The sequence below is a fragment of the Salinarimonas sp. genome (assembly GCF_040111675.1).
GTDB lineage: Bacteria > Pseudomonadota > Alphaproteobacteria > Rhizobiales > Beijerinckiaceae > Salinarimonas.
On sequence record NZ_CP157794.1, the window covers coordinates 419,206 to 443,175 of the forward strand.

General features: G+C 72.3%; 23 protein-coding genes. 7 read left to right on the plus strand and 16 right to left on the minus strand.

Annotation, left to right across the window (positions count from 1 at the left end):
- Positions 1-21 precede the first annotated feature (21 nt).
- Together ubiA and ABL310_RS01940 are read right to left on the minus strand one after the other, a co-directional pair.
- A complete protein-coding gene (gene ubiA / locus ABL310_RS01935; protein ID WP_349370033.1) occupies positions 22-927 on the minus strand; it encodes a 4-hydroxybenzoate octaprenyltransferase in 906 nt (301 codons plus the stop codon).
- Positions 928-972: 45 nt separating this feature from the next.
- The gene (locus tag ABL310_RS01940) at positions 973-1,449 is read right to left on the minus strand and encodes a hypothetical protein (protein ID WP_349370034.1); all 477 of its coding nucleotides are present in this window, start codon (positions 1,447-1,449) and stop codon (positions 973-975) included.
- Between the two features lie 220 nt (positions 1,450-1,669).
- On the opposite strand from ABL310_RS01940, the gene ABL310_RS01945 reads away from it, so the two are divergent.
- Complete coding sequence (locus ABL310_RS01945) at positions 1,670-2,410, plus strand: 16S rRNA (uracil(1498)-N(3))-methyltransferase (RefSeq protein WP_349370035.1); 741 nt, start codon at positions 1,670-1,672, stop codon at positions 2,408-2,410.
- 4 nt (positions 2,411-2,414) lie between these two features.
- Here ABL310_RS01945 and ABL310_RS01950 read toward each other — a convergent pair whose 3' ends face one another.
- The 12 genes from ABL310_RS01950 to ABL310_RS02005 form a co-directional block, all read right to left on the minus strand.
- Complete coding sequence (locus tag ABL310_RS01950; protein WP_349370036.1) at positions 2,415-3,140, minus strand: DUF805 domain-containing protein; 726 nt, start codon at positions 3,138-3,140, stop codon at positions 2,415-2,417.
- Between the two features lie 97 nt (positions 3,141-3,237).
- Positions 3,238-4,470 (minus strand): Fic family protein, encoded by a 1,233-nt coding sequence (locus ABL310_RS01955; RefSeq protein WP_349370037.1) that lies wholly within the window; start codon positions 4,468-4,470, stop codon positions 3,238-3,240.
- Between the two features lie 97 nt (positions 4,471-4,567).
- On the minus strand, positions 4,568-5,536 hold the full coding sequence (locus tag ABL310_RS01960; protein WP_349370038.1) for a patatin-like phospholipase family protein: 969 nt from the start codon (positions 5,534-5,536) through the stop codon (positions 4,568-4,570).
- A gap of 181 nt (positions 5,537-5,717) precedes the next feature.
- Entirely contained in the window at positions 5,718-6,626 is a 909-nt protein-coding gene (locus ABL310_RS01965; protein WP_349370039.1) for an alpha/beta hydrolase, read from the minus strand.
- Positions 6,627-6,665: 39 nt separating this feature from the next.
- Positions 6,666-7,925, minus strand: coding sequence for a phosphoribosylamine--glycine ligase (gene purD, locus ABL310_RS01970; RefSeq protein ID WP_349370040.1), 1,260 nt, complete (start codon positions 7,923-7,925; stop codon positions 6,666-6,668).
- 67 nt (positions 7,926-7,992) lie between these two features.
- Complete coding sequence (locus ABL310_RS01975) at positions 7,993-9,282, minus strand: amidase (protein ID WP_349370041.1); 1,290 nt, start codon at positions 9,280-9,282, stop codon at positions 7,993-7,995.
- A gap of 385 nt (positions 9,283-9,667) precedes the next feature.
- The gene (gene clpB, locus ABL310_RS01980) at positions 9,668-12,331 is read right to left on the minus strand and encodes an ATP-dependent chaperone ClpB (RefSeq protein ID WP_349370042.1); all 2,664 of its coding nucleotides are present in this window, start codon (positions 12,329-12,331) and stop codon (positions 9,668-9,670) included.
- A 181-nt stretch (positions 12,332-12,512) separates the two neighbouring features.
- Positions 12,513-13,718, minus strand: coding sequence for an FAD-binding domain-containing protein (locus ABL310_RS01985; protein WP_349370043.1), 1,206 nt, complete (start codon positions 13,716-13,718; stop codon positions 12,513-12,515).
- A gap of 110 nt (positions 13,719-13,828) precedes the next feature.
- Positions 13,829-14,578: an SDR family oxidoreductase gene (locus ABL310_RS01990; protein WP_349370044.1), complete on the minus strand. Its 750-nt coding sequence runs from the start codon at positions 14,576-14,578 to the stop codon at positions 13,829-13,831.
- A 124-nt stretch (positions 14,579-14,702) separates the two neighbouring features.
- Positions 14,703-16,367, minus strand: a complete 1,665-nt coding sequence (locus tag ABL310_RS01995) for a BCCT family transporter (protein ID WP_349370045.1) — start codon at positions 16,365-16,367, stop codon at positions 14,703-14,705.
- A gap of 55 nt (positions 16,368-16,422) precedes the next feature.
- Complete coding sequence (locus ABL310_RS02000) at positions 16,423-16,836, minus strand: universal stress protein (RefSeq protein ID WP_349370046.1); 414 nt, start codon at positions 16,834-16,836, stop codon at positions 16,423-16,425.
- A gap of 275 nt (positions 16,837-17,111) precedes the next feature.
- The gene (locus ABL310_RS02005) at positions 17,112-17,696 is read right to left on the minus strand and encodes a hypothetical protein (RefSeq protein WP_349370047.1); all 585 of its coding nucleotides are present in this window, start codon (positions 17,694-17,696) and stop codon (positions 17,112-17,114) included.
- A 260-nt stretch (positions 17,697-17,956) separates the two neighbouring features.
- Here ABL310_RS02005 and ABL310_RS02010 point away from each other — a divergent pair, with 260 nt between their 5' ends.
- Entirely contained in the window at positions 17,957-18,214 is a 258-nt protein-coding gene (locus ABL310_RS02010; RefSeq protein WP_349370048.1) for a hypothetical protein, read from the plus strand.
- Positions 18,215-18,487: 273 nt separating this feature from the next.
- Here ABL310_RS02010 and ribA read toward each other — a convergent pair whose 3' ends face one another.
- Positions 18,488-19,597: a GTP cyclohydrolase II RibA gene (ribA, locus tag ABL310_RS02015; protein ID WP_349370049.1), complete on the minus strand. Its 1,110-nt coding sequence runs from the start codon at positions 19,595-19,597 to the stop codon at positions 18,488-18,490.
- A 230-nt stretch (positions 19,598-19,827) separates the two neighbouring features.
- Between ribA and ABL310_RS02020 the strand changes: the two genes are divergently transcribed.
- The gene (locus tag ABL310_RS02020; protein WP_349370050.1) at positions 19,828-20,577 is read left to right on the plus strand and encodes a RibD family protein; all 750 of its coding nucleotides are present in this window, start codon (positions 19,828-19,830) and stop codon (positions 20,575-20,577) included.
- Positions 20,570-21,145 (plus strand): cytochrome b, encoded by a 576-nt coding sequence (locus ABL310_RS02025; RefSeq protein WP_349370051.1) that lies wholly within the window; start codon positions 20,570-20,572, stop codon positions 21,143-21,145. Before ABL310_RS02020 ends, ABL310_RS02025 begins: the two co-directional genes overlap by 8 nt.
- Before the next feature lie 7 nt (positions 21,146-21,152).
- On the opposite strand, the gene ABL310_RS02030 is transcribed toward ABL310_RS02025, so the two are convergent.
- A complete protein-coding gene (locus ABL310_RS02030; RefSeq protein WP_349370052.1) occupies positions 21,153-21,464 on the minus strand; it encodes a DUF2293 domain-containing protein in 312 nt (103 codons plus the stop codon).
- Positions 21,465-21,662: 198 nt separating this feature from the next.
- Between ABL310_RS02030 and ABL310_RS02035 the strand changes: the two genes are divergently transcribed.
- From ABL310_RS02035 to ABL310_RS02045, 3 genes are all read left to right on the plus strand, one after another.
- Complete coding sequence (locus tag ABL310_RS02035) at positions 21,663-22,160, plus strand: DUF427 domain-containing protein (RefSeq protein WP_374730361.1); 498 nt, start codon at positions 21,663-21,665, stop codon at positions 22,158-22,160.
- 64 nt (positions 22,161-22,224) lie between these two features.
- Positions 22,225-22,803: a cysteine hydrolase family protein gene (locus tag ABL310_RS02040; protein WP_349370054.1), complete on the plus strand. Its 579-nt coding sequence runs from the start codon at positions 22,225-22,227 to the stop codon at positions 22,801-22,803.
- A 93-nt stretch (positions 22,804-22,896) separates the two neighbouring features.
- On the plus strand, positions 22,897-23,904 hold the full coding sequence (locus tag ABL310_RS02045) for a KpsF/GutQ family sugar-phosphate isomerase (protein ID WP_349370055.1): 1,008 nt from the start codon (positions 22,897-22,899) through the stop codon (positions 23,902-23,904).
- Positions 23,905-23,970: the final 66 nt, after the last annotated feature.

A 23,970-nucleotide genomic window follows, 5' to 3' on the forward strand; every position in this document is an offset into this window, starting at 1 on the left:
CAGGCGCTCGCCCCCGTGCCCTCACGCCAGCGCCTGCAGGCACAGGCCGAGGAACAGGATCAGCCCGGCGTCGCGGTTGGCGCGGAAGAGCGTGAGCGCGCGCGCGCCGTCCTCGGGGTCGAGGGTCGCGACCTGCCAGGCGAGATGGGCGGCGAAGGCGAGGAGGCCGAGCCAGGCGATCGGGCCGGCGTCGATGGCGGCCAGCGCGCCGGCGAGGAGGGCGACGCTCAGCGCGTAGCAGGCGCCCACCGCCGGGCGCACGTGTTCCCCGAACAGCCGCGCCGCCGACTTGATGCCGGCGATCTCGTCGTCCTCGATGTCCTGGAGCGCGTAGATCGTGTCGTAGCCCACCACCCAGGCGATGGCGGCGGCGTAGAGCAGGAGCGGGGCGGGCGCCAGCGACCCGAAGGCGGCGGCCCAGCCCATCAGCGCCCCCCAGGAGAAGGCGAGGCCCAGCACCAGCTGCGGCAGCCAGATCACCCGCTTCATGAACGGGTAGGTGAGCACGATCGCCACCGAGGCGAAGCCGGTGGCGATGGCGAAGAGGTCGAACTGGAGGAGCACCGCGAGACCGACCGCGCACTGGGCCAGCACGAAGGCCCATGCGCCCTTCAGCGAGACGCGGCCCGAGGGCAGCGGGCGGTCGCGCGTGCGCGCGACGCGGGCGTCGAGCTCGCGGTCGACGATGTCGTTGTAGGTCGAGCCCGCCCCGCGCATCGCCACCGCGCCGACGAGGAAGAGCGCGAGATGCCAGAGGTTCGGGAAGGGCGCGTCGGCGGCGAGCGCGGCGAGCGCCGCCGACCACCAGCAGGGGATCAGCAGCAGCCACCAGCCGATCGGCCGCTCGATTCGGGCGAGGCGCAGGTAGGGGCGCGCCGAGACCGGCGTGAACCGATCGGCCCAATGCCCCCGGACCGCGTCTGGCACGGGCCGGTCGGCGCCGCGGAAGAACCCTGAGCGACGCACGGCGCGTTACAGCGCGCCCTGCGGGATCGGGAAGCGGCCGGTGAGGCCGGGCCCGCCGAATTGCTGCTGCTCGGCGGCCTGGCGCGCGGCGCGCTCGGCCTGGTTCACCTGCGCGGCCACCTGGCAGGCCTCGGCGCGCATGCCGGAGACGCGCTCGTGATCCTGGCGGACGTTCTGGGCGAAATCGTTGGGGATCTGGCACCAGGCCTGGTTCTCGCCGATGAAGTCGACGAGCTTCTGGCCGTTCGCCTCGAGCTCCCGCAGGGCCGAGCAGGCCGGGCGCGGATCGACGTTCTCGTCGCCGAGCGCGTTCAGCTTCTCGACGATGGAGCGGCGCTCCTCCAGCATCGGGCCGACGCTCTGGCAGACGTTGGCCTGCGCGACGGCCGCGCTCGGCGCGAGAGCGACGGCGGCGGCGAGGCCGAGCGCCGGAAGGATCCGCTCCGGGAAAAGCCGCTTCGGACGGGTGGTGTCGATGCTCATGGTCCTCGTCGAGGGATCTCGCCCTCGCCCCTGCCCCGCGCCGCGTCCGGCGCGGCGACTTGCTCGATCGGTTCGTTCGCGCTTATCAGATCCGGGCCGGCCACGCCAGCGCGCGCGCCGTCGCGGCGAACCCCGGCGAACCGCGCCGACGAACCGCGCGGGTGAACCATTCCATTGTGGCGAGAATGCCGCCTTTCGCTCGACCTGCCAGGAGACCGCCTTGGCCGCCACCGACTTCGCCGCCCCGCGGCTCTACCTCGATCGCCCGCTCACGCGCGGCGCGCGGCTCGATCTCGAGCGGGCGCAGGCGAACTATCTGCTCAACGTGCTGCGGCTCGGCCCCGGCGCGGACGTGCTCGTCTTCAACGGGCGCGACGGGGAATGGCGGGCGCAGGTGCAGCCGGAGGGTCGCAAGGCCGCCTCCCTGCTGGCCCTCGAGCAGACGCGCCCGCAGACCCCGCGCCCGGCGCTCGCCTGGCTGTTCGCGCCGCTCAAGCACGCACGGCTCGACTACATGGCGCAGAAGGCGGTGGAGATGGGCGCGGGGAGCCTGCGCCCCGTCCTCACGCGGCGCACCCAGGCCGCGCGCGTCAACCTGGAGCGCATGCGCGCCAACGCGATCGAGGCGGCCGAGCAATGCGGCATCCTCGTCATCCCGGAGGTCGCGGAGGAGGCGAAGCTCGACGCCGCCCTCGCCGCGCTGGAGCCCGAGCGCGTGCTCGTCTTCTGCGACGAGAACGCCCCCGTATCCGATCCGCTGGCGGCGCTCGCGGCCGCGCCGGAAGGACCGCTCGCCGTGCTGATCGGGCCGGAAGGCGGCTTCGATCCCGCGGAGCGGGAGGTCCTGCTCGCCCGCGAGCGGATCGTGCGCCTGTCGCTCGGCCCGCGCATCCTGCGCGCCGACACCGCGGCGGTGGCGGCGCTCGCGCTGGTGCAGGCGGCGCGGGGCGATTGGCGCTGACGGGTCAGGCCACGTCGACGCCGGCGGGGACGGGGCCGTGCTTGTTCGGGCGCGGCTCGGTGGGCAGCACCGCGAGCACCAGGAGCGCGACGAAGCCGAGGAAGGGGATCAGCAGCAGCAGCACGAGCCAGCCGGAATAGCCGCCGTCGTGCAGGCGCCGGACGAGCGCCGCGAGGCCCGGCAGCAGGAAGGCGAGGCCGAGGAGGCCGTTGACGACGTTGCCGAGCTCCTCCCCGAACAGGAGGGCGGCGACGAAGGTCGCGCCGACGATGATCAGGAAGGAGAAGAGCACGTAGCTCCAGTACTCCTTGCGCCGGGCGCGGCCCTGGAAGCCGACGTAGTCGCGCGTGACGGCGCGCACGAAATAGTCCCACATCGAGAGATCGGCGTCGTCCGGCGCGGGCCGAGCGTCGGCATGGGGCGGCGCGCCGGCGGCGGCCGGGGCGGGGGCGCCGGCCGGGGCGTTCTTGGCGAGGCTCGGGGCGCCGACGGAGGGGACCGAGCCGCTCCCGGCGGGCGGCGGCGGAGGCGGCGGGGGCGGCGGCACGGCGGGCAGGAGGCCGCCGAGGCTCGTCTCGCCGAGCGCGGTCCATTCCGTCAGGCCGGGATTCCAGACCAGCGTCTCGCGGGCGAGCGCGCCGTCCCGGACGAGGGCCGTCATCTGCGCCTCGGAGTAGGGACCGCGCTGCGCGCCGTTCTCGGCGTAGTACCACGTCTGCCCGTCGTTCATGCCGCTCCCCTCGCCCTCCGGTTCGCCGTTCGGCGGGCGCATATTGCGCAGCTGCAAGGTGACTGTAAACGTGCGTCCGCCCCAGGCCGCAGGTCCGTCAGGTCCCACGCCCGATCGCCCGAGGCTCCGGCGCGTCGATGACGCCATCGGCGAACAGGTTCGGAAACAGACGATCGCGATGGTCCAGCGGGAAGGCGATCCGTACCGGTCCTTTCGGCGTGGCCGAGGTCAGGAAGCCGGCCTTGACCAGTTTCGAAAGGACGGTCCGCGCCGTGCGCTCGGGCGCCTTCAGCACGATATGCGCGTCGCCGCGGTCGATCCGGCCGAACCGGAGCGCCGCCGCGACCAGGCCCTCGGAGCGGGCGTCGTAGCCGAGATCCCGAAGCAGGCGGCGATAGCGGTCCTCCAGCGTGTCCAGCCGGAACGCCGCCCGGGTGAACCGGATCTGGTCGAGCACGACGGACAGGAACCACTCGCAGAAGTCCCGCAGCGCCGCCTGGGAGAGATTGCCCCGCCCGTCCAGATCGCCCCGCCGCGGGCTGTCGGCGTGGTCCATCATACGCTTGTACTCGCCGCGATCCGCGAGGCCCCGGGCCAGGCCCCGCGAGATCGACCAGAGCCCGCCCCCGCCGATTCCGGCCCTCAGGCACATGGCGTGCGACATCAGGCGGCTCACCCGGCCGTTCCCGTCGACGAAAGGATGGATGTAGTTCAGCCGATGGTGCGCCGCGGCGATGGCGATCACGCGGGTGCTCGGCCACCTCTCAGCCGTGGCGAAGCGGCGCTCGAAATGCGCCATGAAGTCCGCGACCCGGTGCGACGACGGCGGGACATGCCGGCCAACCGCGACGTCTTCCCGGTCGTCGGTCCGAAAAGAGCCGGGCACGACCGGCAGCAGCGCGCCGTCACGCCCCCGCGCTGCCCGGAACTCGTCGGGCATCTCCTCGTAGAAGCGCCGATGCGCCCACCGAACGAAGGCGACGGAGGTCGGGCTCTCCAGCCGGCCCTCCGCATGCGCCTCGTCGATGGCGCGGTGCACGAGCACGTGCGCCCGCGCCTCCAGCGCCAAGGGTCGACGTTCGGGGTCGAGCTCGGCCCCCGCGAGCGCCCGCTCGATGTCCTTCGGCCGTGTGTCGTGGCCCTCGATCAGGTTCGAATAGTAGCAGTTCATGACGCGGACGAGCTCGGCGAGCTCCGCCGCGGCGTCCGCATGAAGACCACGCCCGAGCTCGCCGGCTTCGGCCTGGATCTCGCTCACGAGGTCGGCGAGGACGCGCGGGATCTCGTCCTCGAAGAAGCAGGGCTCGATACGGGCGGGGGTCTCGATCATTTCCTGCCGATCTCGGGGCGGGCTAAGAAACAGAATATGAATGCTTTTCCGACGCCACAAGCCGATTCTTGCCGATCTTTCCGGCCGATCTCGCGGCTCAGCTCGTCTCCGGCGGCGGCGGGCCGATCTCGCGGGGGGCGGCGCCCTCGATCTGGCGGGCGATCTCGCGCTTGAGGTCGTCCTTCATGGCGTCGACCGCGGCGAACAGGGCCTCGGCGTCGAAGAAGTCGAGCACGCGGAAGCGCTGCACGTCCGGGCGCAGCAGGATCTGCGGGCGCGCGAGCTTGAGCTTCGCCTGGACGATCGCCTCCTGCATGATCTGGATCGCGCCGATCGTGACGTCGAGGCCGCCGGGCAGGCGGTCCCGATCGGGCTCGGGCCCGGCCGCGACGTCCACCGCGATCACGACGTCGGCCTTGCCGATGAGGAGATCGAACGGCAGCGGGTTGACCGCGCCGCCGTCGATCAGCGTGCGCGCGCCGTGGGTCACGGGCTTGAACAGGCCCGGAATGGCCATGGATCCCGCCACCGCCGGCCGCACCGGCCCTTCGGAATACACCACCTCGGTGCGGGCGAAGAAATCGCAGGTCACGGCCGAGAAGGGGACGCGCATCTCCTCGATCCGCGTGGGCAGCCCGCCCGGCAGGAAGGCGTCGAGCACCTTCTCGGCGTCGAGGAGGAGCGGGTTGCCGAAGCCGTTGAAGACGTCGATGAGCTTGCCGACCCGCGCCTCGATCAGCCGCGCCATGACCTTCGGCTTGTCGAGCAGGCTGTCCAGGGCGTGCCGGCGCAGCGCCCTGGCCGGGATGCCGGCGCAATAGGCGGCGCCGACGACGGCGCCCATGGAGCAGCCGACGATCGCGGACGGCGTCATCCCGAGCTCGTCGAGCGCCTCGAGCACCACGACGTGGGCGAGCCCGCGCGCCCCGCCCGATCCGAGCGCCAGCGCCACCGTCGGCCCGCTGTCGGTGGGCTCGAGCCGGCCCCGCCGCTCCCGCGGCGCGAGCGCGGCCCGCCGGCGCGCCTGCTGGGAGGGCGTGGGGAAGGGGTTCGTCGGGGTGGTCATGGGGCGGGGCTCCGCCGGACGGAACCGTGTCGCTCGACGGCATCAGTGGACCGCCCACCTTCGCGAACGCCGAACGGCCCGCCGATCGATCGCGACGTCGGGTTCGCGAGCGACGCATCGTCTGTCCTTCCCCTACAGGGAAGGAGAAGGGTCGGCGCGCTCGTCGCATCGTTCCGTGTCCTCACGCCTCCCTCCCCAGGAGCTCCCGGACCACCGCGAGCGTCCCCGCCGGGTCCTCCTCCGGCACGAAATGTCCCGCCTCCACCTGCCGGCCGAAGGCGTCCGGGGCGAAGCTCGCGCGCCAGACGTCGAGCGGGGTGGGGCCGCCCTCGTCGCGGCCGGTGAGGAAGAAGGTGCCCCAGGCGAGCGCCACGGGGCAGAAGATCGTGCGGCCCGCGCGCAGGTCGTCCTCGTCGGCGATGCGGTCGAGGGTGGCGCCGGCGCGGTAGTCCTCGCACATGGCGTGGATGCGCAAGGGCTCGTTGGCGCCCTGGCGGTAGGACTCCATCGCCCGCGCATCGAAGGGCGCGAGCGTGCCCTCCCGCGTCCAGCCGGCCATCAGCTTGTCGAAGAAGCCGTTCGGGTTCCTGCCGATCGCCTCCTCGGGCTCCGGCGCCGGGCGCGCCAGGAATTCCCAGTGCGCTCCGGGGAAGCGCCCGGCGTCGATCTCGCGCCAGACGTGGAAGGTCGGCAGGATGTCGAGCATGGCGAGATGCGACAGCCGCCCCGGATGGTCGAGCGCCAGGCGATAGCCCACCCGCGCGCCCCGGTCGTGGCCGACGAGCGCGAAGCGGGCGAAGCCGAAATCGGACATCACCCGGATGGCGTCGGCGCCCATGGCGCGCTTCGAATAGGTCTCGTGGGCGGGATCGCCCGCCGGCGCCGTCGACCAGCCGTAGCCGCGCAGGTCCATCAGGACGACGGTGTGCGTCTTCGCGAGCTCGGGCGCCACGCGGTGCCAGATGGCGTGGGTCTGCGGGAAGCCGTGGAGGAGCAGCACCGGCGGCCCCTCGCCGCCCTTGCGCACGAAGGCGCGGCCGACCTCCGTGTCGAGCCAGTGAGAGGTGAAGCCCGGGAACAGGTCCGACATGCGAAAGCCTCCTAGCGGGTGCGTGGTGCGTGCCCCAGCCTAACGCGCGAGCGCCCGCCAGCCGATGTCCCGCCGGCAGAATCCCTCCGGCCAGTCGATGGCGTCCACCGCCGCATAGGCGCGCGCGCGGGCCTCCGCGATGTCGGCGCCGAGGCCGACGACCGAGAGAACGCGGCCGCCGTTCGCGAGGATGCGGTCCCCGTCGCGCTTCGTGCCGGCGTGGAAGATCCGCACGCCCGGCAGCGCGGCCGCGGCCTCAAGGTTGCGGATCTCGGAGCCTTTCTCCACCGCGCCCGGATAGCCCGTCGTCGCGAGCGTGACGACGAGGGCGGCCTCCTCGCGCCAGGCGAGGGTGACCTCGCTCAGCCGCCCGTCGCAGGCGGCGAGCATCGCCTCGACCGGATCGGACAGGAGCCGCGGCATGAGCGCCTGCGCCTCCGGGTCGCCGAGGCGCACGTTGTACTCGACGAGGCGGGGCGCGCCGTCGGGGCCGATCATCAGGCCGGCATAGAGCACGCCGACGAAGGGCGTGCCGCGCGCGGCCATGGCCGCGAGCGTCGGCTCGACGATCTCGGCCATCACCCGCGCCTCGAGGTCCGGGGTGAGCACCGGGGCCGGCGAATAGGCGCCCATGCCGCCCGTGTTCGGGCCCTGGTCGCCGTCGAAGGCGCGCTTGTGATCCTGCGCGGAGGCGAGGGGGAGCGCCGTCGTCCCGTCGCAGAGGGCGAAGAAGCTCGCCTCCTCGCCCTCCATGAACGCCTCGATCACGACGACGTCCTGCGGGCCCGCGAGCATGGCGCGCACGGCGTTCTCGGCCTCGGGAAGCGTCTGCGCCACGACGACGCCCTTGCCGGCGGCGAGGCCGTCGTACTTCACCACGATCGGCGCGCCCTGCGCGCGCAGATAGGCGAGGGCCGGCTCCACCGCCTCGAAGCGGGCATAGGCGGCCGTGGGGATGCCGGTCTCGTCGCACAGCGCCTTGGTGAAGGCCTTGGAGCCCTCGAGCCGGGCGGCCGCCGCGGTGGGTCCGAAGGCCCGGACCCCCGCCGCGGCGAGATCGTCGACGAGGCCGGCGACGAGGGGCGCCTCGTTGCCGACGACGACGAGGCCGATCCCCATCGTCCGGCAGAAGGCGATCACCGCCGCGTGGTCGGCGACGTCGAGGACGACGGTCTCGCCCTCGCACGCGATGCCGGCATTGCCCGGCGCGCAATAGAGCCGCTCGCAGAGCGGGCTCTCGGCCATGGCCCAGGCGAGGGCGTGCTCGCGCCCGCCCGATCCGATGAGAAGGATGTTCATGGCGATCGTCTAGCGCAGGCGGGGGCGCGGCGTCCATCGGGACGTGCGCGGGGAGGGCTCGCCCGCCTCACACGAGCAGCGGCTCCATCCCCGCCGCCACCTCGAGCAGGGCGCGGTCGTGGCCGTTGCGCTTCATCAGCATCAGGCCGGCCGGGCGCGGGAGGCCCGGCATGGGCAGGCTGACGCCGGTGAGGTCGAACAGGTTGCCCCAGGTGGTGTTGCGCAGCATCAGCAGGTTCGCCCGCATGAAGGCCTCGTCGTCCGCCTCGAGCGCCGCGATGGGCGGCGCGGTGGTGGCGGTGGCGGGCAGGACCAGGACGTCGAGGGGGGCGAGCCGCCGGTCCATGGCGGCGATGAGCCGGCGGCGGGTCTCCGTCAGCCGCAGGTAGGCGGCCGCGCTGACGCCCGCGCCGCGGCGGATGCGGGCGAGCACGTTGCGGTCGTAGCGCGCCGCGTGCGGCTCGTGCATGTCCGCGTGCACCGCCGCCGCCTCGATGGCGACGAGGGGGGCCGCCGCTGTGGCGTCGTTCATGGCGGCGAGGAGGTCGTCGATGCCGTGCTCGACGATGCGCGCGCCCGCGGCCGAGAGGCGCGACAGGGCCTCCTCGAAGCCCTGCGCGACCACGTCCTCCGTCTCGGTGAAGAGCAGGCCGCGCGGCACGCCGATGCGCAGGCCCGCCACCGGCATGGCGTCGAGCGCCTGCGGCTCGAGACCCGCCATCACCGCGTCGGCCGCCGCGCATTCTGCCACGCTCCGCGCCAGCGGGCCGATGGAATCGAGGCTCCAGGAGAGCGGATAGGCGCCCTCGGTGGGCACGCGGCCGGTGGTCGGCTTGAAGCCGACGACGCCGTTGAGCGAGGCGGGGATGCGCACCGAGCCGCCTGTGTCGGTGCCGATCGCGATCTCGCTCGTGCCCTCGCCGACGCTCACCCCCGCGCCGGAGGAGGAGCCGCCGGGCACGCGCGCCGGATCGGCGGCGTTGCCGGGCGTGCCGTGATGCGGGTTGATGCCGATGCCGGAGAAGGCGAACTCGGACATGTTGGTCTTCCCCACGATCACCGCGCCGGCGCGGCGCAGCCGGGCGACGACCGGCGCGTCGCGCTCCGCCGGCGCGGCCTCGCGCAGGATGGCGGAGCCCGCGAGCGTCGGCTCGCCCTGGACGTCGAACAGGTCCTTGATCGAGACGATCACGCCGTCGAGGGGCCCGAGCGAAAGGCCGGCGGCGCGCCGCGCGTCGGCGGCGTCCGCGGCGGCGCGGGCGGGGGCATGGTAGAGCTTCGTGAAGACGCGCTCCTCGGCGGCGCGGGCGTCGAGGCGGGAGAGGACGCTCTCCAGGCGATCGCGGACGGATGGCATCGGTCTCTTCTGCATGGCGGAAACGAGCGGCCATGCGGACATGTGGGCGCGCGGGCGTCAAGGCCGCGGCGCGTTCGGGAATGCGCAGGGGGGATGGCACGGCTGGCGGCGCTCTCCCGTGTCATCCCCGGCCGAAGTGAGCGAAGCGAACGAAGGGGAAGGGGACCCAGCACGACTTGCTCGCCGCGAAGCGGCGTCCGTCGGCGGCGACCAGCCGCCTGGTCGGCGGCGCAATGAGCGCCTTCGGCGCGACATCCTGCACCCAAGTCCCCTTCTCCTGCGCCGCTTCGCGGCTCCGGCCGGGGATGACAGGGGTGGCGGCGCGCTCACCGAATCCAAGACCGCCGCCGGGGTCACCCGGCGGCGGCTCGCGCTCGTCCCATGCTCAATGCAGCGCGGCGCCCGTGGGCTTCAGCCGCGCCGCGCGGTCCTCGCCGGCGGCGTATTCGCCGATCATCAGGCCGAGCGGCCCCACCGTCACCGGCACGCTCTCGCCGTCCTTGATCGCGCCGGACAGGATCAGCTCGGCGAGCGGGTCCTGGACCGACTTCTGGATCACGCGCTTCAAGGGCCGCGCGCCGTAGGCCGGGTCCCAGCCCTTCTCGGCGAGCCAGGTGCGGGCGTCCTCGGAGAGCTCGACCACGATCTTGCGCTCCTCCAGCAGCCGGGCGAGCCGGCGCATCTGGATGTCGACGATGGCGCCCATCTCGCTCTTCTGGAGGCGGTGGAAGAGGATGATCTCGTCCACGCGGTTGAGGAACTCGGGCCGGAAGGAGGCCCGCACCACGCCCATCACCTCGTCGCGCACGGCGTCCGTGTCCTGGCCCTCGGGCTGGTTGACCAGGTACTCGGCGCCGAGATTCGAGGTCATGACGATCAGCGTGTTGCGGAAGTCGACCGTGCGGCCCTGCCCGTCCGTCAGCCGCCCGTCGTCGAGCACCTGGAGGAGGACGTTGAACACGTCCGGATGCGCCTTCTCGATCTCGTCGAAGAGCACGACCTGGTAGGGCCGCCGGCGCACGGCCTCGGTGAGGGCGCCGCCCTCCTCGTAGCCGACATAGCCCGGAGGCGCGCCGATGAGGCGGGCCACCGAGTGCTTCTCCATGTATTCCGACATGTCGAGGCGCACGAGCGCGGTCTCGTCGTCGAACAGGAAGTGCGCCAGCGCCTTGGTCAGCTCGGTCTTGCCGACGCCGGTGGGGCCGAGGAACATGAACGAGCCGATCGGCCGGTTCGGGTCCTGCAGCCCGGCGCGGGCGCGCCGCACCGCGGTCGAGACGGCGGTCACCGCCTCCGCCTGGCCGACGACGCGCTTTGCGATCGCCTCCTCCATGCGCAGCAGCTTCTCGCGCTCGCCCTCGAGCATCCTGTCGACGGGCACGCCGGTCCAGCGCGAGACGACGGAGGCGACGTGGTCGGGCGTCACCGCCTCCTCCATCAGGCCCTTGTCGCCGCCGTTGCCCGCCCCGACCTCCGCGACGTCGCCGCCCGCGGCCTCGATCTCGGAGAGCTCGCGCTCGAGCTGCGGGATCTCGCCGTAGGCGAGCTCGCCCGCGCGCTGGTACTCGCCCTTGCGCTGGGCCTGGGCGAGCTCGGTGCGGGCCTCGTCGAGGCGCTTCTTGATGTCGGCGGCGCGGCCGAGCTTGTTCTTCTCCGCCTGCCAGCGCCCGGTGATCGCGGCCGACTGCGCCTCGAGCTCGCCGAGCTCGCCCTCGAGCTTGGCGAGACGGTCCTTGGAGGCGGCGTCCGTCTCCTTCTTGAGCGCCTCGGCCTCGATCTTCAGGCGCACGATCTCGCGGTCGATCGAATCGAGCTCCTCGGGCTTCGAATCGACCTGCATGCGCAGGCGCGCGGAGGCCTCGTCGACGAGGTCGATCGCCTTGTCGGGCAGGAAGCGGTCGGTGATGTAGCGGTTCGACAGCGTCGCGGCCGCGACGATCGCGGAATCGGTGATGCGCACGCCGTGGTGCTGCTCGTACTTCTCCTTGAGGCCGCGCAGGATGGAGACCGTGTCCTCCACCGTCGGCTCCGAGACGAAGACCGGCTGGAAGCGCCGGGCGAGCGCCGCGTCCTTCTCGACGTGCTTGCGGTATTCGTCGAGGGTGGTGGCGCCGACGCAGTGAAGCTCGCCGCGGGCGAGGGCGGGCTTGAGGAGGTTCGAGGCGTCCATCGCCCCGTCCGCCTTGCCGGCGCCGACGAGGGTGTGCATCTCGTCGATGAACAGGACGATGCCGCCTTCGGCGGAGGTGACCTCCTGGAGCACGGCCTTGAGCCGCTCCTCGAACTCGCCGCGATATTTCGCGCCGGCGATGAGCGCGCCCATGTCGAGGGCGAGGAGGCTCTTGTCCTTCAGGCTCTCGGGCACGTCGCCGTTGACGATGCGCAAGGCGAGGCCCTCGACGATGGCGGTCTTGCCGACGCCGGGCTCGCCGATGAGGACGGGGTTGTTCTTGGTGCGCCGGGAGAGGACCTGGATCGCGCGGCGGATCTCCTCGTCGCGGCCGATGACCGGGTCGAGCTTGCCTTCGCGCGCCGCCTCGGTGAGGTCGCGGGCGTATTTCTTCAGCGCCTCGTACTGGTTCTCGGCGGAGGCGGAATCGGCCGTGCGGCCCTTGCGCAGGGCGTTGATCGCCTGGTTCAGCGAGGCGGCGGTGACGCCGGCCTTGGCGAGCGCCTTGCCCGCCTCGGTGTCCTTCTCGACGGCGAGCGCGAGGAGCAGCCGCTCGACGGTGACGAACGAGTCGCCCGCCTTGTCGGCGGCCTTCTCGGCGGCGTCGAAGACGCGCGCCAGCGCCGGCTGGAGATAGAGCTGGCCGCCGCCGCCCTCGACCTTCGGCATGCGGGCGAGCGCCTGCTCGACGAGCTGCCTGGCCACCTTCGCGTCGCCGCCGGCGCGGGCGATCAGGCCCGCGGCCATGCCGTCCGCATCGTCGAGGAGCACCTTGGCGACGTGCTCGGGGGAGAATTGCTGATGACCCTCGCGGAGCGCCAGGGTCTGCGCGGACTGGAGGAAGCCCCGCGCCCGTTCGGTGTATTTCTCGATGTTCATGTCCGAACCTTCATGACGGGCGGCGAACGCCCTCGGAAGAGGCGCGCGCGCCGCGATACGCATCACCCGGCCCTCCTCGCGAGCGACCGGCTCCGCCTTGAGATGGGTGTGGCATTTTCGCCGCGCAAGCTGCTCCGGGGCTTTACGGAAGGCGCATCGGGACGCGCCGGCGACACCGCCGTCAGCCCAGCCCTTCCGCCGCCAGGAGCTCCGGGATGCGCTTCTTGAAGCCGAAGAAGCCCCGCGTCGCGTGGGGCCAGGCGCGCTCGTCGAGGCTGCGGCGCAGCTGGACGAGGGCGATGCCGGCATCCGCGAGGGCGGCCTTCGCCCGCGCCAGCGCCTCCGCGGCGGGGCCGACCGGCGCGTAGCCGGTGACGAGGGCGCCGACCCGCAGCGCCCGTGCGGCGTCGAGCAGGGTCTGCGGCTCCAGCGCCACGGCGTGGGCCGGCACGCCGTAACGGCTCGCGGCGCGCGCGCCGGCGTCGGCGAGCGCCCCGTCGCTGAAGTCGAGGACGAGGCGCGAGACCGGCAGCGCCGAGCGCCGCGCCGCCGCGTGGCCGGCGAGAACGGCGCGCGGGCGCAGGCCGCCGAGCGCCCATTGCTCGGGGGTGAGGTCCTCCTCCGTGAGGAGGAGCGCGGCCTCGCCGCTTCGCGAGGGATCGGCCGGCGGCACGCCGGCCGGCGGCGGCGGCGCGGGCTCGATCAGCGGCTCGGCGCTGCGCGAGAGATCCCGCGGGGAGAAGCGGCCGTTGGTGTAGCGGGCGATGTTGTCGGCCCGCGCCAGATAGGTCTTGCCCGGGGTCTGAAGCCCGGCGGTCCAGCGCCAGGACAGCGTGTTCGAGGCGGGGTCGCCGTCGAGGAGATGGCGCAGGAAGAAATCCGCGCCGAGCGTCCAGGGCAGGCGCAGGGTGAAGATCCAGATCGAGGAGAACCACATGCGCGCGTGATTGTGGAGGTAGCCGGTCTCGACCAGCTCGCGCGCCCAGTCGTCGAAGCCCTCGATGCCGACGCGCCCCTCGATCGCCTCCTCGTAGCGCCGGCGCAGGGAGATGTCCCCCGCGAGCCCGTCCAGATCGGCCGCGAGCCGCACCTGGTAGCGCGTCCAGATTCCCGGGCGCTGCTCGAGCCAGCCTTTCCAGTAGGTCCGCCAGAGCACCTCCTGCACGAACTTCTCCGCCGCCTCCGGCGTGTGCCGGGCGAGCACGGCCTCCAGCGCCTCGTGCTCGGTGACGAGGCGGTGGCGGATGTAGGGAGACAGCGTCGAGACGTTCCCGCGGTCGTGGGGCCCGCGATCCTCGTTGCGCGTGCGGGCGTAGTCCGCGCCGGCGCGCGGTACGAAGCGCTCGAGCCGCGCCAGGCCCTCGGCGCGGGTGGGGGGGTGCTGCATCGCCGCCTCCTTCGACGGAGATCTGTCGATGCTGTGCTCAGATAGCGCGGCGCGGACCTGCGCCCATCGCCGCGCGGCTTAACGTCGCGACCCGCGGTCGCGACCGGCTCTCAACCGCGCCCGACGAAGGGCATGTTGGTCGCCATCACCGTCATGAACAGCACGTTCGCGTCGAGCGGCAGGCTCGCCATGTGCGCCACCGCGCGCGCCGCGTGGACGACGTCCATCATCGGCTCGGGCCGGACCGAGCCGTCCGGCTGGCGCGCGCCCTCGCCGAGCCGCTGGGCGAGCGGCGTGTGCGCGTTGCCGATGTCGATCTGCCCGACCGCGATGGAATAGGGCCGCCCGTCGAGCGCGAGCGTCTTGGTGAGGCCGGTCACCGCGTGCTTCGTCGCCGTGTAGGGCGCGGAGTTCGGCCGCGGGGTGGTGGCCGAGATCGAGCCGTTGTTGACGATGCGCCCGCCCTGCGGGTCCTGAGCCTTCATCATGCGGAAGGCCTCGCGGGCGCACAGGAAGACGCCGGTGAGGTTGACGTCCACCGCCTGGCGCCATTCGGCGACGGAGAGCGCGTCGATGTCGACGGCGCGGGGCGAGACGCCGGCGTTGTTGAAGACGAAGTCGAGCCGGCCCCAGGCCTCGCCCACCCTGGCGAAGAGGGCGGCGACGGCCTCCTCGTCGCCGACGTCGGTGGGGACGGGCAGCGCCTCGCGGCCGAGCGCCCGGATCTCGCCGGCCACCGCCTCGAGCGGTTCGGGCCTGCGCCCCGCGAGCGCCACGTCGAAGCCGCCGCGCGCCAATTCGAGCGCGGAGGCGGCCCCGATGCCCGAGCCCGCCCCCGTCACGACCGCCACCTTGCGCATCCCGTCCTCCCGTTCTCGTTCGCGTCTGTGGAGGCGAGACTAGACCGCGGGGACGGGCGCGCCAATCCGGCGGGGGCTCACGCGCGCCGTGCGCTCCTGCGCCGACGCGCGCGAGGAGGACGCCTCAGCGCGGTTCGTCCATCAGCCCCTTCACGATGGCGTAGCAGCCGAGCAGCAGCACGATCGTGAACGGGAAGCCGGTCGAGACCGCCATGGCCTGCAGGGCCGCGAGCCCGCCGCCGAGGAGCAGCGCCACGGCGATCAGACCCTCGAAGATGGCCCAGAACACGCGCTGGGGCACCGGCGCGTTCACCTTGCCGCCGGCCGTGATCGTATCGATCACGAGCGAGCCCGAGTCCGACGAGGTGACGAAGAACACGATCACCAGCACGATCCCGATGAAGGAGGTGATCGCCGTCCAGGGCAGCCCGGCCAGCATCTCGAACAGCTTGAGCTCGAGCGGCGCGTCCTGCACGGCCGACATGCCCTGGCTCACGATCTGGTCGATGGCGGTGCCGCCGAAGGCGGTCATCCACAGGACCGAGACCATGGAGGGGATGATCAGCACGCAGGTGACGAACTCGCGCACCGTGCGCCCGCGCGACACGCGCGCGATGAACATGCCCACGAACGGCGACCAGGAGATCCACCAGGCCCAGTAGAACGCCGTCCATCCCTGGCTGAAGTTCTCGTCCTCGCGCCCGATCGGGTTCGACAGGGCCGGCAGGTACTCGGCGTAGGCCCACAGGTTCTGGAAGAAGCCGGTGAGGATCAGCATGGTCGGCCCGACCAGGACGACGAAGCCGAGCAGCAGGGCGGCGAGCACCATGTTGATCTCGGAGAGCCGCTTCACGCCGGCGTCGAGGCCCGCCACGACCGAGACCAGGGCGACGGCCGTGATGACGAGGATCAGCACCACCTTCGACGTGTCGTCGTTCGGCAGCCCGAAGAGGAAGGCGAGGCCGGCATTGGCCTGCTCCGCGCCGAAGCCGAGCGAGGTCGCGAGCCCGAACAGGGTCGCGAGCACGGCCAGGATGTCGATGATGTGCCCGGTCCAGCCCCAGACGCGCTCGCCGAAGATCGGATAGAAGATCGAGCGGATCGTCAGCGGCAGGCCCTTGTTGTAGGAGAACAGGGCGAGCGCGAGGGCGACGGTGGCGTAGATCGCCCAGGGGTGGAGCGCCCAGTGGAAGATCGTCGCCGCCATGCCCAGCCGCGCGGCCTCGGCCGGGTCGCCGGCGGCGGCGCCGAGAGGCGCCCAGTCGGTGCGTACGCCGTTCTCGACCGTCGTGCCGCCGAGCGCCGTCGAATAGTGCGAGATCGGCTCGGAGACGCCGTAGAACATCAGGCCGATGCCCATGCCGGCGGCGAACAGCATCGCGAACCAGCCGGTATAGGAATAGTCCGGCGTCGCCTCCTTGCCGCCCAGCCGCACCCGCCCGAGCGGCGTGACGATCAGCACCAGGCAGAGGATGACGAAGACGTTGGCCGCGCCGAGGAAGAACCAGTCGAAGGCGCCGGTGAGCCAGTCGCGCAGGCCGACGAACAGCGGCTCGACCGAGTTCTGGAAGGCCAGCGTGAGGATCACGAAGGCCAGGATGATCACGCCCGAGATCGGGAAGACCGGGTTGTGGATGTCGACGGGAATGGGGCCGAGCTTGAACTCGACATTGCTCTGGCCGACCGTGTAATCGGTCTCGATCAGGGTGGTCTCGCCCTCGGGCGCCGGGATCGGCTCGATGCCCGTCTCCTCGACGGGGGGCTCCTGGCGCGTCGGTTGATCGTCCATATCGATTCCTCGCGTTGTGTCCTCGGGGAGGCTCCGGTCCGCGTCTGTCGCGCGCTCAGCGCACGAGGAAGACCGAGACGGCCGTGTGGGAGGCGACCTTGCCGCCGTGCGAGGGGACCAGCGCGTCGCCGATCGTCGGCGCGTGCGAGGCCATCACCACGAGGTCCGCGCCGGTCTCGCCGATCGCCTTCAGGATCGTCTCGTCGATCTGGACCGCCGGGTCGTGCGCGGAATAGGCCTTCGCCTCGGTCGCGATCCCGTGCGCGCCGGCCAGCTCGGCGGCGTAGGCCTGGAGCTTCTGCGCGTATTCCCGCGGATTGTGCGCGACCGGACTCGGCGTCTCCTCCGTCACGCCGACGACGACGAGCGCCGCGCCGTAATGGCGCGCCAGATCCACGGCGGCGTCGACGGCCTTGGCGAGCCGGTCCTTGTGGGCGAGATCGATGGGAACGAGGATTTTCTTGTACAAGTCGGCCCTCCGCCCGTCAGCCTTGCGGCTCGTCCGATGTCGATGCGCGGCGCCGGACAGCAAACCCGCTGCACCGTCGCGCGCTCGGAGGGTGATACTACGTCAGCAATGCTTCGGAAACAATGCGTAGACCCGTCTGGATTTTCAACGGCCGCGCTTATACGCTCACGCGTGCGCGCGCGAGCGGCCGGCGCCATGCCGAGATCTTCGGAAGCCCGGCGACGGTCGCGACGGTGTTGCGACGGGGGCGGCGCGAACCGCCGCCGGGCGGCGCCTCAGGTGGCGCTCGGCTTGAGCTCGTCCCGCAGGCCCTGCGCCTGGATGACGCTGCGGGCGTATTGCTCCCAGGTCGAGCGCAGCATGATGAAGTTCGCGATGAGGCTCTCGGTCACGTCCTCGAGCTGCTCGAGCGCGCCGACCTGTCGCGCGAACTGCGCCGCGAGGTCTCCGGACACGTCGCCCGAGCGGGTGTTGTCGAGCATGGCCTTGAGGTTCTTGCCGCTCTCCTGCACCTCCGAGACGGCGCGCGCCAGCATCTCGGCGAGGCGTTCGCGCTCGGTCTCGGCCATCTCCAGCTGAGGACGCTGCTGCTCCATCAGCCGCACGACGGCGCGCCAGTCGCGGGCGCGGCGGTCGAGGTCGTCGGTCAGGCCGCGGAAGCCGCCGGCGATGCGCCGGGGCAGCCGGACAGGCTCGCGCGAGGCGGCCATGGTCGGGGCGGCGTGACCGTTGTGCGGGGCGGGCTCGTGCCCGTTCGGATGCGCGGCGCCGTTCGCGCTCTTGGCGACTTCCCTGGCGACTTCGCTGCGCACGATCTCGCTCATGCCCGCGTTCAGCTCTTCGATCTCCGACGTCGGCATCTGGTCCTCCACCGTTGTCGTAAGCGGAGCCCCCTTACCTTGTTTTTCGGTTTCTGTTAGCGCATTTACTTTCGAGGGATCAAGGCCATTTTGTGGCCCGACCCGGCATGAGCAGTCGATATGAAGTTACTTACTTTGATTTACAGGCGAATACATTAACGAATGTTAAGGTCGCGGTCGCGTCACGCCGCCGGCACGCAGCTGTGGAGGGCGTCGCCGGATCGCTCGCGTCCGCCTCTCGCCTATGCTAAGCGGGGCTCATGACCGACGACGCCGATTCGATCCTCCAGAGGCTGCGCGACATCGCCCGCGTGCTGTCCCGCGCGACGGCGGACGAGGCGGCGGCCGACGCGTTTTTCGGCTATGCCGAGGACTGCCGGCGCTGGGGCCTCGCGCGCGACGCCCAGGACGCCGTCGTCAGCGCCCGCGAGCTGCGGGTGGCGGCGTTGCTGGCGCGCGGCGAGGCCGCCGGCCTGCGCGCCGGGCTCGTCGACCCGGACGGCTCGCTCGACCTCTGAGCCGCCGCATCCGCCCGAGCGGTTCCGCCCATTCGCATATGCGGTGATGCACACGAACGACGCAAAGCCTTGTGCGGCTTAAGGTCGCGCAGACCGCCGGGAACCGCGCTGCCGCAAAGCTGTGAACAATCGCGCGGCGGACCCTGGACCTCGCCGTAGCGACGGCTAGGCTGCCCAGCGAGCCCGTGGGAGGCGCGGGGAAGAGCCCGAGACGGCCGCCCCGATCTTTTCCCGCCGCCTTCTCCGCCCGGTCCGGGTCCCGCGCTCCCCTGCTCAGTCGGCCTTCGGCGCCGTCGCCCCGTCCAGCTCGATCATGTGCCCGGCCTTGTCGCGCTTCGTCGCGAGATAGCGCACGTTCTCGGCCGTGCGGCGCCCGACGCTGCGCAGGTCGGAGACGACCTCGAGCCCGGCGGCTTCGAGCGCGGCGATCTTCTCGGGATTGTTGGTCATCACCCGCACCTTGGCGACGCCGAGCTGGCGCAGCATCTCGGCGGCGAAGTCGAAGCGACGCTGGTCGAGCCCGAAGCCGAGCGCCTCGTCGGCCTCGTAGGTGTCGAAGCCCTCGGCCTGCAGCTCGTAGGCGCGGATCTTATTGGCGATGCCGTTGCCGCGGCCCTCCTGGTCGAGGTAGAGGAGCACGCCGCCCTCGCCCTGCGCCATCGCCTGGACGGTGCCGCGCAGCTGGTCGCCGCAATCGCATTTCAGCGAGCCGAACAGGTCGCCGGTCAGGCAGGCGGAATGCAGCCGCACGAGGACCGGCTGGGAGAGGTCCGGCGCGCCGACCACGACGGCGACCTGGTCGCGCATGCCCTCGCCGCCGCGGAAGACGACGAACTCGGTCTCGACGGCGCCGTCCAGCGGCACCGGCGCGCGGCTCGCGACGCGCAGGAGCCGCGCCTGCGCCCGGCGGAAGCCGCGCACGGCGGCGCCGGGAACGCGCACCAGGCTCGGCTCGCGCTCGACCTCGGCCGGGACGGGAACGGTCACGACGGCGGGCGTGACGAAGGACAGGCGGGCGAGCTCCAGCGCGTCGGCGTCGAGCGGCGCGATCGGATGCGCGGGCGCATCGAGGCGCGCATCGATGCGACGGGCGAGCGCCTCGATGCGCGCGGCGTCGACCGTCGGCAGCGCGACGGCGCCGGGCACGGTCCGCTCCTTGCCGAGACGCCCGAGCCGCTTGTCGGTGAGGACGAGGCGGGCGCGCCCCATGGCCACGACGTCGAGCCGCGCGCAGGCCTCCGCGTCCAGATCCTCGACGCCGATCGCGAGCAGCGCGGCCTCGCCGTCCTCGATCAGCACGGGACGGCCGTGCCGGAACTCCGCGATGGCGCGTTCGACCTGCATCCGGTCGATGTCGCCGCTCAACCCCAAAACGAGACGCATCATCACATCCTGGCCTTTGCACGGGCTCCCGTAGCGGAACGCCGGCCGAGCTACGGTCAAGCCGCGGCCCTGGCCGTTCGTTCCGGCTCCGCTAGCTCCTCCTCGAGCTGGCGCCGATGTCGAACTAGGGCGCATTTTGCCGGCGACGATCGTTCATATCGTCGCGTTCGGGCGCAAACGCAAATCACGTACGTGGTACCGCTCGGGGCGGATCAGGCAGGGGGCACGGCATGGATCTCGGCGGCGGAGCGAGGGAGGAGAGCGGAACGCGGGCCTCGCGGGAGGCGGCCCTGTTCGGGCCGTTCGCGGCGGGCCGGCCGGACGCGCCCTTCGTCGTGGGGCAGCTCGGCCAGTCGCTCGACGGGCGCATCGCCACGCCCACCGGCGATTCCAAGTACATCAACGGATCGGCCGCCCTCGATCACCTGCATGCGATCCGCGCGCGGGTGGACGCCGTCCTCGTCGGCGTCGGCACGGCGCTCGCCGACGATCCGCTGCTGACGGTCCGGCGCGTGCCGGGCCAGAGCCCCGCGCGCGTCGTGCTCGACCCGAACGGGCGCCTGCCCCCGCGCGCCCAGGTCTGGCGCGACGACGGGACGCGGCGCATTGCCCTGCGCCGGGCCGGGGTCGGCGCCCCGCTGCCCGCGGGCGTCGAGCGGCTCGACCTGCCGGGTGAGGGCGCGGTGGCGCCGACGACGATCGTCGCGGCGCTCGGCCGGCTCGGCTTCGCGCGCATCCTGGTGGAGGGCGGGGCGAACACGGTCTCGCGCTTCCTCGAGGCGGGCTGCCTCGACCGGCTGCACGTGCTCGTCGCGCCGCTGCTCATCGGCTCGGGGCAGATCGGGCTTTCCCTCGCGCCCATCGATCGCCTCGGCGAGGCCTTGCGTCCGCGGGCGCGCGCCTATCTCCTGGAGGACGGCGACGTCCTGTTCGACTGCGACCTGCGTCGCCACGGAGCGGAGGGAGGGGAGCATGGCTAGGGTGACGGCGGCCGCGGCGCCGCGTTACGCCACGGTCCAGATCTGGATCCACTGGCTGACGGCCCTGTGCATCGTCGGCCTGATCCCCGCCGGGCTGATCATGACCCGGATCGGGCCGGGGACGCTGACGAACGCCCTCTACGAGCTGCACAAGTCCTTCGGGCTGATCGTGGTCGGGCTCGTCCTCGCGCGGCTCCTGGCGCGGGCCGCCCACGGCGCGCCGGAGCACGCGCCGATGCCGGGCTGGCAGATCCTCGCGGCGCGGATCAGCCACGTGGCGCTCTACCTGCTGATCGTGATCGTGCCGCTGTCGGGCTGGGCGGCCACCTCGGCCTGCTGCGCGCCGGTGAACCTGTTCTGGACGGTGGACATGACGCTGCCGGTCGCGCGCGGCTTCGACGTCGCCCGCCCGATCTTCGTCGTGCACAATTACGCCGCCTACCTTCTGACCTTCGTGGTCCTCGTCCATGCCGGCGCGGCGCTGCACCACCACTATTCCCGGCGCGACGACACGCTCGCGCGGATGACGAGCGGGCGCCCGCGCAAGGCGGGGCTCACGCTCGAGTGACGCGGCCTCAGCCCTCCTCGTCGAGGCGGCGCCGGCAGCCCCAGCCCTCGAGGATCTCGCTGGCGGCGTCGGCGACGAAGAAGCGCGCCGAGTCGCGATCGTAGCCTTCCGCGAGCAGGGCGTCGTAATCCGTCATCACATGGCGGACGTAGGACACCATCGAGAGCCAGGCGGCGGTCTCGGGCGTCGCCGTCGACAGGCCGCGGCTGTCGAGCGCGTGATCGAGGATGGCCTCGCGCTCGAAATCCGGGACGCGCGGGGCGAGGCGATCGAGCGCCTCGCCGATACGCAGGCGCTTGGCGTTGCTCCTGGCGCTCATGACGCCCGCCGAAGGAAGGCTGGCCCGGACCGCGGTCGACGGAAGAAAACCCATGGTGTCGCCTCCTGTTCTTTCTGGAGGCATGGAGCAGGGTTACCGATGTCCGAACAACAGGCAAAGACGCACCCGGACGGACTCGCGGATACGCGGGAACCCGTTCGAGACTTCATCAAAGGATAGAACCGAGGGAGCATGGTCATGTTCAGGCCCGAGCCGATACCTCCGGGACCGGGGCAGGAGAGCGTCTGGGACTATCCGCGCCCGGCGATCTGCGAGCCGACGCCCGCGCGCCTCGAGGTCGTCTTCGGCGGGCGCACGATCGCGCGCACGACGCGCGGCTATCGCGTGCTGGAGACCTCGCATCCGCCATCCTATTACTTCCCTCCGGAGGATGTCGACGCCGCCGCGCTCGCGCCCACCGGCGAGCGCTCGCTGTGCGAATGGAAGGGGCAGGCCGCCTATTTCGACGTGGTGGCGGGCGAGGCCCGCGCCCGGCGGGCCGCCTGGTGCTATCCGAGCCCGACGCCCGCGTTCGGGCCGATGGCGGGCTACGTGACCTTCTACCCGGCGGCGATGGAGGCCTGCTTCGTCGACGGCGAGCGGGTGACCCCGCAGGAGGGCGGCTTCTACGGCGGCTGGATCACCTCGACGGTGGTCGGGCCGTTCAAGGGGGCGCCGGGCACGCGCTTCTGGTGAGCGAGACGCTTGCCGGCGGGGCGCGGAGGCTCTAGCGCGAGGCGTCGTCCCCGGAGAATCGCCAATGAGCCCGCTGGAGCCCGCCCGCACCGCCCTGATCCTCGTCGACGTGCAGGAGGCCTTCGCGGAGCGCGAGGCCGCCGGCGAGCGCCGCGACAATCCCGGCGCGGAGGCGCGGATCGCCACGCTGCTCGAGGCCTTCCGCGCGGCGGGCGCGGCCGTGATCCACATCCGCCACGCCTCGACCAGGCCCGGCTCGCGCCTGCGTCCGGACCGGCCGGGCTACGCCGCCCTCGCGCTCGCGCGGGAACGGGAGGGCGAGCCCGTCCTGGTGAAGCACGTCAACAGCGCCTTCATCGGCACCGATCTCGAGGCGCGCCTGCGGGCGGGCGGCATCGACACGGTGGCGATCGTCGGCGCGACGACGAACCATTGCTGCGAGACCACGGCGCGGATGGCCGGCAATCTCGGCTTTCGCACCGTCTTCGTGCGCGACGCCACCTGGACGTTCGACCATCCCGGCCTCGACGGCGAGACGATCCCGGCCGAGACCATCCACGCGGTGACCCTCGCCAACCTCTCGGGCGAATTCGCGACCATCGTCACGGCGCAGGAGGTGACGGAGGCCCTCGCCCGAGGGTGAGGGGCCGAGGTCCGGAAAGGTCGCCTCCGCCCCGCGCCCGTGCTAGAGAGGCGCCGTTCGCGCCGCGACTCGCGCGCCCAAAGCACAGCCGACATGACCCCACAGCCCCTTCCCCTCGATCTCGACCCCGCCAGCGCCGACGCGGTGCTCGCCTCCGCCCTGCGCACGGTGGCCACCGAGCGCGGCGGCCTCGCCGCGCTGGAGGAGGCGCTCTGCGACGGGCTGGGCGCGCCCTTCGCGGCGGCGGTGGCGACGCTCAAGGATCTCGGCGGGCGCGTCATCGTCACCGGCATGGGCAAGTCCGGCCATGTCGGGCGCAAGATCGCGGCGACCCTCGCCTCGACCGGCACGCCCGCTCATTTCGTCCATCCCGGCGAGGCGAGCCACGGCGATCTCGGCATGATCATGCGCGAGGACGCGATCCTCGCGCTGTCCTGGTCGGGGGAGACGGGGGAGCTCTCCGATCTCATCGCCTACGCCAAGCGGCACGGCGTCGCGCTCGTCGCCTTCACCTCGAGCGCCGATTCGACGCTCGGGCGCGCCGCCGACGTCTGCCTGACGCTGCCGAAGGCGAAGGAGGCCTGCCCGAACGGGCTCGCGCCGACGACCTCGACGACGATGCAGCTCGCGCTCGGCGACGCGCTGGCCGTGGCCTTGCTCGAGGCGCGCGGCTTCACGGCGCAGGATTTCCGGCTCTACCACCCCGGCGGCAAGCTCGGCGCGCTGCTCAAGACGGCCAAGGACGTGATGCATGTCGGCGAGCGCCTGCCGCTCGCCCCCGTCGGCACGCCGATGAGCGAGGCGCTGCGGATCCAGAGCGAGAAGAGCTTCGGCTGCACCATCGTGGTGGACGCCGACGGGCGCCTCGCCGGCATCGTCACCGACGGCGACGTGCGCCGGCACATGGCGAACGACCTCCTCTCCCGCACGGTGGAGGAGGTGATGACGAAGCGCCCCCTCGCCATCGGCCCGGACATGCTGCTCGGCGAGGCGCTGGAGCTCGTCGAGACGCGCAAGGTCTCCGCCCTCGTGGTCGTGGCGGAGGGGCGGCCGATCGGCCTCGTGCACGTGCTCGACCTGCTGCGCGCAGGGGCGGCGTGACTCGAGCGGCGTGACTTGCGCGGCGTGAGCCTCGGCTGTTGACAAGGCGGGCCGCGGCGCACGGTC